The following is a 12,642-nucleotide window of genomic DNA, read 5'->3' on the forward strand; positions in this document are numbered from 1 at the left end:
CGCCATGCCCGAGCTCCCCGAGGTCGAGGTCGTCCGCCGCGGGCTCGCCCGCTGGGTGAGCGGGCGGACGGTCGCCGACGTCCAGGTGCTGCACCCGCGCTCCGTCCGTCGGCACCTCGCGGGCGGCCAGGACTTCGCCGACCGCCTCGCCGGCGCCACGCTCGGCGAGGCCCGGCGGCGCGGCAAGTACCTCTGGGTGCCGCTCGACGGCACCGGCCACACCCTGGTCGGCCACCTCGGCATGAGCGGGCAGCTGCTCGTGCAGGACCCGGCCACCCCCGACGAGACCCACCTGCGGGTGCGCTTCCGCTTCACCGACGGCGGGCGCGAACTCCGCTTCGTCGACCAGCGCACCTTCGGCGGCCTCGCCGTCGAGGACGCCGAACCGGGCGACCCGGAAGCCACCCCCCGCTCGCTCGCGCACATCGCCCGCGACCCGCTCGACGAGCGGTTCGACGACGAGGCGTTCCTCACCGCCCTGCGCGCCCGGCGCACCACCGTCAAGCGCGCCCTGCTCGACCAGACCCTGATCAGCGGCGTCGGCAACATCTACGCCGACGAGTCGCTCTGGCGCGCCCGGCTGCACTACGACCGGCCGACGGCCTCCCTGCCCCGCCCCCGCGCCGCCGAACTCCTCGGCCACGCCCGGGACGTCATGAACGCGGCGCTCGCCGTCGGCGGCACCACCTTCGACAGCCTCTACGTCAACGTCAACGGCGAGAGCGGCTACTTCTCCCGCGACCTCGACGCCTACGGCCGCGAGGGCGAGCCCTGCCACCGCTGCGGCACGCCGATGCGGCGCGCCGCCTGGATGAACCGCTCCAGCTACTTCTGCCCCCGCTGCCAGCGGCCGCCCCGCGCGGTCTGACCCCCGGCCGCCCCCGGCCCGGGGGCGGCGCCGTACCCGCGGTCAGGCCCGCGCCGCCTCCTGCTGCGGCTCCACGCCGTGCAGCGCGCCCTCGTCCTCACCGAACCAGGCCACGCCGACCGCACTCGCCACCGCGAGCACGAAGCCGAACACGGCGAGCCAGCCCAGCCCGGCCCTGGCCGAGTCGCCCAGCCAGAGCACGCCGACCACGCCCGGCACCACCGTCTCGCCGACCACCAGCGCCGCGGTCGCGGCGTTCACCGAACCGACCTGCAGGGCCACCGTGTGCAGGTACATCCCGCCCAGGCCGCCCACCAGGACCGCGTAGAGCGCCGGGTCCGCCAGCAGCCGCACCAGGTCGAACGGCTCGACGCCGTCCAGGATGCGCACCCCGACACCCAGCGCGCCGAACCCCAGACCGGACAGCAGACCCGCCACGACCGCCGCACCGCGCCCCAGCCGCCGCACCAGCAGGCTGCCGCCCGCGATCAGCAGCACCGTCACGGCCAGCAGCCACCAGTGCACCGCCCGCGCCGCGTGGTGCTCCCCCTCCGGGCCGGCCGCCACGGCGAGCATCACCAGCGCACCGCACAGCACGCCGATCGACGCCCACTCCATCCCCTTGAGCCGCAGGCCCAGCAGCCGGACGCTGAGCAGCGCGGTGATCACCAGGTTGGCGCTGATGATCGTCTGCGACAGGAACAGCGGCAGCAGCCGCGCCGCCAGCGCCCCCAGCATGAACCCCACGAAGTCGAGCACCGTGCCGAGGATGAACTCCCACGTCACCGCCGCCTTGGCGGTCGACGCGAGGCTCGGGCCGCCGTGCTGCGTCACCGCGGACGCCCCGCCGGCCCGGGCCGCCTCCTCGCGCGCCGACCTGCGGGCGCCCACCGCCTGCAGGACCGACCCGGTGCCGTAGCAGACGGAGGCCGCGACGGCGGTGGCAAGACCGATGAACAAGGAGGACTCCGATCAGGGCGGGACGGGCAGGCACCACTATGCCGGGCCAGCGGCCCCGCGCGGACGCACCGGCGGGGATTCCGGCCGGTCGGCGGGGGTGGTCCCGGCCCCGGGTCGTACGTCGGCCGCGCGTCCGGGGGCCCCGGGCGACGACCGGCGTAGCGTCGGAGGTATGAGAACCGTTTCGCGTGGACCGGCGGCGGCGCTCGTCGCGCTGCTGGCCGGGCTGCTGCTGCTCCTGGTGCCCGCCACCGCGCACGCCGGGGTGTCGGACGCCGCCGCAGCCCTGAGACAGGGACAGGTGTACGTCGACCCCGCGATGGCCGACCGCTACCCCGAGGCCCGCGCGGCCGCCCTCACCCGCACGATCGCCGACGCCGACAAGCCCGTTTTTGTTGCCGTCGTCCCCGCGGACGACGACTACCCCGCCGCCACGGTCGCCCGCGACCTGCGCACCGAGACCGGCATCGTCGGCGTGTACGGGATCTGGCGCGGCGACGAGTTCCGGGCGTTCTCCGACCGTGCGGCCCTCGCGCCCGCCGCCGCCGACCGGATCGCCGACGCCGCGGCCCGCGCCCACCCCGGCGACATCGCCGGCACCCTCGACGACTTCACCGCCCAGGCCGTCGCCCAGACCCGCGGCCACGGCGTCGCCTCCGGCGGCGTGAGCACGGCGGCGATCGTCGTACCGCTGGTGCTCCTCGCGCTCGCCGGCACCGGTGCGTTCCTGCTCGTGCGCCGGTCCCGCCGGCGCCGGGACGAGCAGAACCGCGCCGACCTCGCCCGGCTGCGCACCGTCGTCGACGAGGACATCACCGCCTTCGGCGAGGAACTCGACCGGCTCGACTTCGACCCCGCGGCCCCCGGCGCCGACGACGCCCAGCGCGCCGACTACGCCCGCGCCCTCGACGCGTACGAGCAGGCCAGACGCGGCATGGACGCCGCGACCCGGCCGCAGGAGGTCGGACCCGTCACCGAGGAGCTCGCGGAGGGCAGGTTCGCCCTGGTGGCGCTCGCCTTCCGCCGCGAGGGCCGCCCGCCCCCCGAGCGCCGCCCGCCCTGCTTCTTCGACCCGCGGCACGGCCCGTCCGTGAAGGACGCCGACTGGGCGCCGGAGGGCGGTGCGCCGCGCGCGGTGCCGGTCTGCACCCGCGACGCGCTCAGGCTCGCGGCCGGCGAGGAACCGGACGCCCGCACCGTGCAGACCGCGCGCGGCCGCCAACCGTACTGGAACGCCGGCCCGGTCTACGGCCCCTGGGCCGGCGGCTACTACGGCACCGGTCTGCTGCCCGCCCTGGTCGCGGGCACCGTCATGGGCTCGGTGCTGTCCCCGTCCGGCGCATGGGCGGCGGACGGCGGCCCCGACGGGGGCGACTACTCCGGCGCGGACTTCCAGCAGGGCGACTTCGGGGGGTTCGGCGGCGGCGGAGGCTTCGACGGCGGGGGAGGCGGCGACTTCGGCGGCGGCTTCTGACCCGGCCCCGGGTGCGCCCCGGGCCCCGCTGCACCCGGCCGGGTGCCCCGAATTCCGTTTCACCCGGCCGGGTGCCCCCGGCCCCCGCTGCACCCGGCCGGGTGAAACCCGCCGTTCGCGCGCGGAGGTCCGGGAGGAGCGGTGGACGTGCCGTGAAACCCCTCGGACCCGCCCCCGCCACGCCCGACTATGGTCGTGGCATGCACGGTCACGACAGCCACCACGCCCACCTGCTCGACCTCCGCCGGCCCGTCCGGGCCACCGCGTGGGTCCGCGGGCGCGTCCAGGAGGTCGGCTTCCGGTGGTGGACCAGGGCCAGGGCCCTGGAGATCGGACTGACCGGGTACGCGAGCAACCTCGCCGACGGGCGCGTCCAGGTCGTGGCCGAAGGACTGCACGCCGAGTGCGAGGCGCTGCTCGCCCTGCTGCGCGGCCCGGGCACTCCGGGCCAGGTCAGCGGTGTCACCGAGATCTGGACCGCGACCGGGGGCGGGTACGAAGGGTTCGCGATCCGTTGAGCACACCGCAGTTGCCGGAGGGTGGAGAGACCCTCCGGCAACTGCCGGTGTCATCCGGTTGCCATCCGGGCGGACTCGTGGTTGACTCCGCACCAGCAGTGATCCACCGGCTCCGGTGGCCCGCCCCGCCCGTGGTGTGACCGTCCCGCCATGCAGGTGAGAGGCGCGCGGTAGCGTGCGGTGATCGTGTTGACCCGTAGGGTCTTTGGTGAGACGCTGAAAGCCCGCGCACCAGTCTGCGTTTCCCCGGAAGGGTCGAGTCGCCGTGTGCCCAGCTCACTGCGGCCGTCCTGATGTGCCCAGCCAGCACGCCCGGGGCGAGGACGGGTGCGCACCCTTCCCCCCTAGACCAGTACCGCAAAACGGTTCGGTCACTCAGCGTGGAGGACCATACATCATGGCAAAGGCGCTTCTCGGGTACGTCGGCGGCCCCGACCCGCGAATGCTCTCCGAGATGCGACGGCTGCAGCAGCGCGTCCAGGACCTGGAGGCCGAGCTCACCCGCCTCCAGTCCGAGAACGACGCTCTTGCCGCTGTCGCTGACGAGCACTCGCTGCTCTCCAGCATCGGCATGGATCACCGGGAGCCCGCGCTCACCTGATCCCGTCCGAACGATCGACGCAGTCGGTGCACTGAGCTTCCCGAAAGGGATCGCAGCCTGCAAGGGACGTCCGGTGTGGCGTCCCTTCGTCGTGTCCGGCAGCCCTCCCCGCGCCAATGCTGCCCCTGCCACGGCGTGGCCAAACCGCCTCCTCACCTTCTGTCCCGCACCCGGCCGGATACAGTCGCCGGAAGGGCGCCGGCGCACGGGCGAGGAGGTCGGACGGGTGCACCTGAAAAGCCTGACGCTGCGCGGGTTCAAGTCCTTCGCCTCGGCGACCACGCTGCGCTTCGAACCGGGCATCACCTGCGTCGTCGGGCCCAACGGCTCCGGCAAGTCCAACGTCGTCGACGCCCTCTCCTGGGTCATGGGCGAGCAGGGCGCCAAGTCGCTGCGCGGCGGCAAGATGGAGGACGTCATCTTCGCCGGCGCCGGCGGGCGCGCCCCGCTCGGCCGCGCCGAGGTCAGCCTCACCATCGACAACACCGACGGCGCCCTGCCCATCGACTACTCCGAGGTCACCATCACGCGGACGATGTTCCGCAACGGCGGCAGCGAGTACGCGCTCAACGGCACCGTCTGCCGCCTGCTCGACATCCAGGAGCTCCTCTCCGACTCCGGCATCGGCCGCGAGATGCACGTCATCGTCGGCCAGGGCCGCCTCGACTCCGTCCTCCAGGCCGACCCGATGGGCCGCCGGGCCTTCATCGAGGAGGCCGCCGGCGTCCTCAAGCACCGCAAGCGCAAGGAGAAGGCGCTGCGGAAACTGGACGCGATGCAGGGCAACCTCAACCGCGTGCAGGACCTCGTCGCCGAACTCCGCCGCCAGCTCGGCCCGCTCGGCCGGCAGGCCAGGATCGCCCGCCGCGCCGCCGGCATCCAGGCCGAACTCCGCGACGCCCGGCTGCGCCTGCTCGCCGACGACCTCCTCACCCTGCGCCGCGCCGTCGAGGCCGAGATCGCCGACGAACTCGCCGTCAGACTGCGCCGCACCACCGTCGAGCAGCAACTCGCCGCCGCCGTCCAGCGCGAGGCCGTCCTGGAGGCCCAGGTCGGGCAGCTCGGACCACGCCTGGAAGCCGTCCGGCAGACCTGGTACGCCCTCTCCGCCCTCACCGAGCGCACCCGCGGCACCATCGGCCTCGCCGAGGCCCGCGTCCGCCACGCCCGCACCGCCGCCCGGACCGACGAGCGGCGCGGCCGCGACCCCGAGGAACTCGCCGCCGAGGCCGCCCGCGTCCGCGAGGAGGAGGCAGCCCTCACCGACGCACTGGAGGAGGCGCAGTACGCCCTCGCCGAGGCCGTCGAGACCCGCAGCACCCTCGAACGCGACCTCACCGCCGAGGAGGCACGGCTCCGGACGGCCGCCCGGGCCATCGCCGACCGGCGCGAAGGCCTCGCCCGCCTCCAGGGCCAGGTCGCCGCCGCCCGCTCCCGCGCCACCGCCGCCGGCGCCGAGATCGGCCGGCTCGCCGAGGCCCGCGACGCCGCCCTCGACCGCGCCGAGGCCGCCCGGCAGGAGCACCGGCTGCTCCAGGACGAGGCGGACGGCCTGGCAGCCGCCGACGAGGACCACGACAGCGCCGACGCCCGCACCCGCGCCGCGCTCGCCGACGCGGAACACGCCCTCGCCGCCGCCCGGGACGCCGCCGGCGCCGCCGAACGCGAACGCGCCGGCCTCACCGCCCGCCACGAGGCGCTCGCCCTCGGCCTGCGCCGCAAGGACGGCAGCGGCACCCTGCTCGCCGCCGGAGGACCACCCGGCGTGCTCGGCTCCGCCGCCGCACTCCTCACCGTCCGCCCGGGCCACGAGACCGCCCTCGCCGCGGCACTCGGCGCCGCCGCCGACGCCGTCGCCGTGGACGGCCTCGACACCGCGGCCGCGGCCGTGCGGCAGCTCCGCGAGCAGGACGCCGGCCGGGCCGCCCTGCTCGTCGCCGACGCCCCCGCGCTCGCCCCGGCCGCACCCGGCCTCCCCGACGGCGCGACCTGGGCCGCCGACTCGGTCGAGGCCCCGGCCGCCCTGCGCGGCGCCGTCGCGGCCCTGCTCGCCGGCACCGCCGTGGTCGCCGACCTCGCGGCCGCCCACCGGCTCGTCACCCGGTACCCCGGGCTGACCGCGGTCACCCTGGACGGCGACCTCCTCACGGCGGGCTTCGTCCAGGGCGGCTCGGCCGGCGCCCCCAGCCTGCTGGAGACCCAGGCCCAGGTCGCCGAAGCCGCCCGCCTCATCGACGAACTCGACACCCGCTGCGCACAGTCGGCCGGGGAACTGGCCGCCGCCGGCGAACGCCGCCGCGAACTCGCCCTCGCCCACGAGCAGCTGACCGCCGCCCGGCGCGGAGCCGAGAAGGAACGGGCCCGGCTCGCCGGCTCCCTCGGCCGCTCCGCCGGCCAGGCCAGGGCCGCCGAGGGCGAGGCCGAACGCCTCACCGCCGCCGCCGACCGCGCCGAACTCGGCCTCGCCGAGGCCACCGGGGCCGCGGAGGAACTCACCGCCCGCCTGGAGGCCGCCGAGGAACTCGCCGCCGACGGCGAGGACGAGCCCGACACCGCCGAACGCGACCGCCTCGCCACCGCCGGCACCGCAGCCCGGCAGGGCGAACTGGAGGCCAGGCTCGCCGTCCGCACCCACGAGGAACGCGCCCGCTCCCTCACCGGCCGCGCCGACCAGCTCGACCGCGCCGCCGCCGCCGAACGCGAGAGCCGCGCCCGCGCCGCCGAACACCGCCGCCGCGCCCGCGAGGACGCCGAGTCGGCCGCCGCCGTCGCCGACGGCGCCCGCCGACTGCTCGCGGCCGTGGAGTCCTCCCTCGCCGCCGCCGACGCCGAACGCACCGCCGTCGAGCAGGACCGCACCGGCCGCGAGGCCGAGCTGCGCACCGCCCGCGAACACGGCCGCGGCCTCATCGCCGAACGCGACCGCCTCGTCGACGTCGGCCACCGCGACGAGGTGATGCGCGCCGAGAAACGCCTGCGCATCGAGCAGTTGGAGGGCCGCGCACTCGACGAGTTCGGCATCGAGGGCCAGGAACTGCTCGACGGCTACGGCCCGGACACCCCGGTGCCGCCGCCCACCCCCGAGGAGGGCCAGGAGCCCGGCGAGCCGCGCCCGTACGACCGGGCCGAGCAGGAGAAGCGGCTCAAGACGGCCGAACGCGCCTACCAGCAGCTCGGCAAGGTCAACCCGCTGGCCCTGGAGGAGTTCACGGCACTGGAGGAACGCCACCGCTTCCTCGGCGAGCAGCTCGACGACCTGAAGAAGAGCCGGCGCGACCTCATGGACATCGTCCGCGACGTCGACACCCGGGTCGAACAGCTCTTCACCGCCGCGTTCCACGACACCGCCGCACAGTTCGAAGGCGTCTTCTCCCGCCTCTTCCCCGGCGGCGAGGGACGCCTCCTGCTCACCGACCCCGCGTCGATGCTCACCACCGGTGTCGAGGTGGAGGCCCGCCCGCCCGGCAAGAAGGTGAAGCGGCTCTCGCTGCTCTCCGGCGGCGAACGCTCGCTCACCGCGGTCGCCCTGCTGGTGGCGATCTTCAAGGCCCGGCCCAGCCCGTTCTACGTGATGGACGAGGTGGAGGCGGCCCTCGACGAGACCAACCTGCGCCGGCTCGTCTCGATCATGGAGGAGCTCCGGGAGAGCTCCCAGCTGATCGTCATCACCCACCAGAAGCTCACGATGGAGTCCGCCGACGCCCTCTACGGCGTCACCATGAAGGGCGACGGCATCTCGCAGGTGATCAGCCAGCGGCTGCGCACGGGGACGCCCCCCGCCCGCCCGGCCGGGGGCGGGCACCGGGAACGGCCCGCGGCGGCACCCGCGGGCTGAGCCACACCGTCCGGCTGCTCCCCGCCCTTGCGGGCGTCGCCGATACTGGGGGGGTTATGGAATACGTGATCCTTGCCGTAGTCATCGCCGTGGTCGCCATCGGCGCGATCGCGGGCCTCGTCGTCACCGGCAGACGACGCAAGCCGCTGCCTCCCAGGCCCGAGGCACCCGTCATCACGCCGCCGCGCGAGCCGCAGGTCGGCGAGGAGTCCGCCCCGCCCACCGAGGCGCCGGCCCAGACCATCGAGGAGGTGCCGCTCCCCGAAGCCGAGGAGCAGGCCCCGGCGGAGGCCGCGGCCCCGCCCGCCGTCGAGGTGCCCGAGCCCACCGCCGGCCGCCTGGTGCGGCTGCGCTCCCGGCTCTCCCGCTCGCAGAACACGCTCGGCAAGGGCCTGCTGGCCCTGCTCTCCCGGGACCGCCTCGACGAGGACACCTGGGAGGAGATCGAGGAGATCCTGCTCACCGCGGACGTCGGCGTCGCCCCCACCCAGGAGCTCGTGGACAACCTGCGCACCCGCGTGAAGGTGCTCGGCACCCGCAGCCCCGCGGAGCTGCGGGCCCTGCTGCACGAGGAACTCGTCGCCCTGATCGGGACGGACACCGACCGCACCGTGCGCTCCACCAAGCACGAGGAGGGGCCGGCCGTCGTCCTCGTCGTCGGCGTCAACGGCGTCGGCAAGACCACCACCACCGGCAAGCTCGCCCGGGTGCTCGTCGCCGACGGGCGCCGGGTGGTGCTCGGCGCCGCCGACACCTTCCGTGCGGCCGCCGCCGACCAGCTGCAGACCTGGGGCGAGCGGGTCGGCGCCCACACCGTGCGCGGGCCCGAGGGCGGCGACCCGGCCTCCGTCGCGTTCGACGCGGTCAAGCAGGGCATCGCCGAGGGCGTCGACACCGTGCTCGTCGACACCGCCGGCCGCCTGCACACCAAGACCGGGCTCATGGACGAGCTCGGCAAGGTCAAGCGCGTCGTCGAGAAGCACGGCCCGGTCGACGAGGTGCTGCTCGTGCTCGACGCCACCACCGGTCAGAACGGGCTCGTGCAGGCCCGGGTGTTCGCCGAGGTGGTCGACATCACCGGCATCGTGCTGACCAAGCTGGACGGCACGGCCAAGGGCGGCATCGTCATCGCGGTGCAGCGCGAACTCGGCGTGCCGGTCAAGCTCATCGGCCTCGGCGAGGGCGCGGACGACCTGGCGCCCTTCGAGCCGGCCGCGTTCGTGGACGCGCTGATCGGCGACTGAGTCCGCCACCGTCCGTCCTGGCGGGCCGTCTCCTGCGGGAGGCGGCCCGTCCTGCTTTTCCCCGGCCGTCCTGCCTCCCCGGCCGTCCTGCCTGTCTCCGGCCGTCCGGTGCTTCCGGTCCGGTCGGTCCTCGGTCCTCGGTGCGGGGGAGGAGCGGGGAGGAGGGGATCAGGCGGCGGGCCAGGCCGGTTCGGCGCTGCGGAGGCGGCCGCGGTGGCACGCGTACGCGAGGGTGCCGAGCAGCAGCCGTGCCTCGGGCGGGCAGGCGGCGCTCTCCCGGGTCGGGCGGCGCAGCCAGCGCATCGGGCCGAGGCCGTCGAGCACGGTCGGCGGAGCGGCGACGTACGTGCCGGCGCCGTGGCAGACGAGGTCGAGTGCGGCGTCGTCCCAGCCCGTCCGGTAGAGGAGTTCGGGCAGCCGACGGGCGGTGCCGGGGGCGACGAAGAAGAGCATCCGGCCGGTGGGGGAGGAGATCACCGGACCGACCTGGGTGCCCATCCGCTCCAGCCGGACGAGGGCCTGCAGGCCGGCCTGCTCGGGGACGTCCAGCAGGTCGAAGTGCAGGCCCGCGGGCAGGAGGACGGGCGCGTCGGACGCCCAGAGGGTGCGGAGTTCGTGCGCCGGGGTGCCGGGCGCGGCCTTCGGGCCGGCGAGCACGTGCAGCCCCGGCGCCGCACAGTGCGGGGTGCCGCAGTCGCAGGCGGTGGTGGAGCGGTGCGCGGCGCGGGCCCGGCCGGCGGCCACCGTCCAGCCGAGGCGGGCGGTGTAGTCGCCGGCCGCGTCGAGGGCCGTGGCCCGGGTGCGCCGCAGGGTGCCGCGCGGCGCCAGCCGCAGGTGCCGCAGCCGGAGTTCGCCGAACAGGTTGTCCATGCCTCCCCCAACAGGTTCTGCCGGTCCGTGGTTACGGGACCGTGACATCCGGTCCGAGGGTCGTGGCGGTGCGGGTGGCGCACCGGCGGCGCGCGCCGTGCGGCGTGCTCCGATTCGTGTCGCGCGCTCCAGCAGCAGGCGTGCCCCGGAGCTGCGGATACCCGGTCGTCGCGTTCGCACGAGGATTCCTCCGTCGTCTCCGGTGCCGTCAAAGCCGGTAGCATCGGCGGCAGTTGATCCGTCCATGGGGCGGGTGGCCCAGTCGTCGGGCATGTGCCGGGGTCAACCCGACCCGGTTACCAGTGAAGCGCGCCCAGGTCACCGTTTCTTCACCCGCAGGGGTGGCGAAAGGTGGCGTTTCCACGGCAGTGCTCCCCCGGATGGCGGAAATCGCGTTACGTTCGGCACGCGGATCGCAGCGGAGAGTCCACAGTGGCCTGGATTCCCGTGCGGTCCTGGGCAGTCGAGCAGCACGGTACGTCGAGCAAGCGCCCGAACCGTCGGGCACCACGAGCGGGGCCCCGAGGCGGGGCCGGGCGGGATGGGGACGTTCCCATGGGTGAGAAGCAACCGAACGAGAAGCTGACGTCGTGGTTCGCCCGCAGCGGCTGGTCCAAGGGCGAGCTGGCGCGGCAGGTCAACCGCCGGGCCCGGCAGACCGGCGCGCACCACGTCAGCACGGACACGTCCCGGGTGCGCAGATGGCTCGACGGCGAACAGCCCCGCGAACCCATCCCGAAGATCATGTCGGAGCTGTTCTCCGAGCGCTTCGGCTCCGTCGTCTCCGTCGAGGACCTCGGCCTGCGGCCGGCCGTGCCGGTCTCGACCGTCGGCGGCGGCGTCGACCTCCCGTGGAGCGGCGACCAGACCGTCCAGCTGATCAGCGAGTACTCGCGCAGCGACCTCATGCTCAACCGCCGTGGCTTCCTTGGCACTTCACTCGCCCTCACGGCCGGTGCCGCGCTCATCGAACCGATGCAGCGCTGGCTCACTCCCGGCCCGTCCGGCGCTCCCACCCCGATCCTCACCGCCGCGAACGGCGGCGAGCCGCACACAGGCCGGCTCTCCGAGCCGGAGCTCCAACTCCTTGAGCAGACCACCGTGATGTTCCGCCAGTGGGACGCGCAGAACGGCGGCGGCCTGCGCCGCAAGGCCGTCGTCGGCCAGCTCCACGAGGTCACCGACCTCCTGCAGGAGTCGTACCCGGAACCCACCACCAAGCGGCTGTTCCGCCTCACCGCCGAACTCGCCCACCTCGCGGGCTGGATGTCGTACGACGTCGGCATGCACCCCAGTGCGCAGAAGTACTACGTGCTGGCGCTGCACGCCGCGAAGGAGGCCGGCGACCGGCCGTTCGGCGCGCTCATCCTCACCGACATGAGCCGCCAGATGATCCACCTCAACCGCGGCGAGGACGCGCTCGAACTCATCCACCTCGCCCAGTACGGCAGCCGCGACACCGCCACCCCCCGCCAGCAGGCCCTGCTGTACGCGATGGAGGCCCGCGCCTACGCCACCATCGGCGAGGTCAACCGCTGCGCCCGGGCCGCCCGGCTCGCCGAGGACACCTTCAGCGACTGCCGTGCCGGCGACGGCGACCCGAACTGGCTGAAGTTCTTCTCCGAGGCCGAGCTCAACGCCGAGAACGCGCACTCCTACCGCGACCTCGCCTACCACTCCAGCCGCAGCCAGCTGTACGCGTCGATGTCGGCGCCGGTCATGGAACGCGCCGTCGACCTCTTCCGGCAGGACGGCGAGCACGTCCGCAGCTACGCCTTCAACCTGATCGGCATGGCCAGCGTCCACCTGCTGCAGAACGAGCCCGAGCAGGCCGCGGTGATGGCCGAGCAGGCCGTCGACATCGCCGCGAAGGTGCGCTCCGAGCGGCTGAACACCCGCGTCCGCAAGACCTCCGAGGCCGCGAACCGGCAGTTCACGGGCGTGCCCGGGATCTCCCGGCTGGCCGAGCGCGTCGTGCAGGACATCCCGGAGTTCGCCTCGGCGGTCTGACCGTCCGCACGCACCCGACGGACGGGGCCGGCCCCGTCCGTCCGGTCGCCCCGTCCGGATTTGCGGTGTGCGCCGCACCGCCCCTGCGGGAGCCGCTTTCGGCCACCCCCGCCCCCGAACCCCGACCGTGGAGGCCTCCCCGGCCCCGTCACCGTACGGGCTCCCCCGCCCCTTGGGCCGCGGGCCTCCACGGTCGGTGATCATCCGCCTACCTGCTGTCGTGTGCGCGGCACGGTAGCGCAAGATCTGTCATGGCACGGCC

At 74.9% G+C, this 12,642-nt stretch carries 9 protein-coding genes; 7 read left to right on the top strand and 2 right to left on the bottom strand.

What is annotated here, in order from left to right:
* Positions 1 to 4 precede the first annotated feature (4 nt).
* Entirely contained in the window at positions 5 to 868 is an 864-nt protein-coding gene (gene mutM / locus SNE206_RS32055) for a bifunctional DNA-formamidopyrimidine glycosylase/DNA-(apurinic or apyrimidinic site) lyase (protein ID WP_407917043.1), read from the top strand.
* Between the two features lie 42 nt (positions 869 to 910).
* Here the strand turns inward: mutM and SNE206_RS32060 are convergent, their stop codons facing one another.
* Positions 911 to 1,828 (bottom strand): hypothetical protein, encoded by a 918-nt coding sequence (locus SNE206_RS32060; protein WP_407917044.1) that lies wholly within the window; start codon positions 1,826 to 1,828, stop codon positions 911 to 913.
* A gap of 172 nt (positions 1,829 to 2,000) precedes the next feature.
* Here SNE206_RS32060 and SNE206_RS32065 point away from each other — a divergent pair, with 172 nt between their 5' ends.
* The 5 genes from SNE206_RS32065 to ftsY all read left to right on the top strand — a co-directional run bounded on the left by SNE206_RS32065 (position 2,001) and on the right by ftsY (position 9,500).
* Positions 2,001 to 3,302 (top strand): hypothetical protein, encoded by a 1,302-nt coding sequence (locus tag SNE206_RS32065; RefSeq protein WP_407917045.1) that lies wholly within the window; start codon positions 2,001 to 2,003, stop codon positions 3,300 to 3,302.
* Between the two features lie 200 nt (positions 3,303 to 3,502).
* Positions 3,503 to 3,820: an acylphosphatase gene (locus tag SNE206_RS32070; RefSeq protein ID WP_407917046.1), complete on the top strand. Its 318-nt coding sequence runs from the start codon at positions 3,503 to 3,505 to the stop codon at positions 3,818 to 3,820.
* A 397-nt stretch (positions 3,821 to 4,217) separates the two neighbouring features.
* Positions 4,218 to 4,421, top strand: coding sequence for a hypothetical protein (locus SNE206_RS32075; RefSeq protein WP_407917047.1), 204 nt, complete (start codon positions 4,218 to 4,220; stop codon positions 4,419 to 4,421).
* Between the two features lie 226 nt (positions 4,422 to 4,647).
* A complete protein-coding gene (smc, locus tag SNE206_RS32080) occupies positions 4,648 to 8,256 on the top strand; it encodes a chromosome segregation protein SMC (protein WP_407917048.1) in 3,609 nt (1,202 codons plus the stop codon).
* Positions 8,257 to 8,312: 56 nt separating this feature from the next.
* The gene (gene ftsY / locus SNE206_RS32085; RefSeq protein WP_407917049.1) at positions 8,313 to 9,500 is read left to right on the top strand and encodes a signal recognition particle-docking protein FtsY; all 1,188 of its coding nucleotides are present in this window, start codon (positions 8,313 to 8,315) and stop codon (positions 9,498 to 9,500) included.
* A gap of 168 nt (positions 9,501 to 9,668) precedes the next feature.
* Here the strand turns inward: ftsY and SNE206_RS32090 are convergent, their stop codons facing one another.
* A complete protein-coding gene (locus SNE206_RS32090; RefSeq protein ID WP_407917050.1) occupies positions 9,669 to 10,370 on the bottom strand; it encodes a bifunctional DNA primase/polymerase in 702 nt (233 codons plus the stop codon).
* Between the two features lie 555 nt (positions 10,371 to 10,925).
* On the opposite strand from SNE206_RS32090, the gene SNE206_RS32095 reads away from it, so the two are divergent.
* The gene (locus SNE206_RS32095; protein ID WP_407917051.1) at positions 10,926 to 12,380 is read left to right on the top strand and encodes a hypothetical protein; all 1,455 of its coding nucleotides are present in this window, start codon (positions 10,926 to 10,928) and stop codon (positions 12,378 to 12,380) included.
* The last annotated feature ends 262 nt before the right edge of the window (positions 12,381 to 12,642 follow it).

The organism is Kitasatospora sp. NE20-6 (assembly GCF_045862635.1).

Excerpts from the sequence above, each read along its gene's own strand:
- mutM (WP_407917043.1), top strand. The coding sequence starts at position 5 with ATGCCCGAGCTCCCCGAGGTCGAGGTCGTCCGCCGCGGGCTCGCCCGC.
- SNE206_RS32065 (WP_407917045.1), top strand. The coding sequence starts at position 2,001 with ATGAGAACCGTTTCGCGTGGACCGGCGGCGGCGCTCGTCGCGCTGCTG.
- SNE206_RS32070 (WP_407917046.1), top strand. The coding sequence starts at position 3,503 with ATGCACGGTCACGACAGCCACCACGCCCACCTGCTCGACCTCCGCCGG.
- SNE206_RS32075 (WP_407917047.1), top strand. The coding sequence starts at position 4,218 with ATGGCAAAGGCGCTTCTCGGGTACGTCGGCGGCCCCGACCCGCGAATG.
- ftsY (WP_407917049.1), top strand. The coding sequence starts at position 8,313 with ATGGAATACGTGATCCTTGCCGTAGTCATCGCCGTGGTCGCCATCGGC.
- SNE206_RS32090 (WP_407917050.1), bottom strand. The coding sequence starts at position 10,370 with ATGGACAACCTGTTCGGCGAACTCCGGCTGCGGCACCTGCGGCTGGCG.
- SNE206_RS32095 (WP_407917051.1), top strand. The coding sequence starts at position 10,926 with ATGGGTGAGAAGCAACCGAACGAGAAGCTGACGTCGTGGTTCGCCCGC.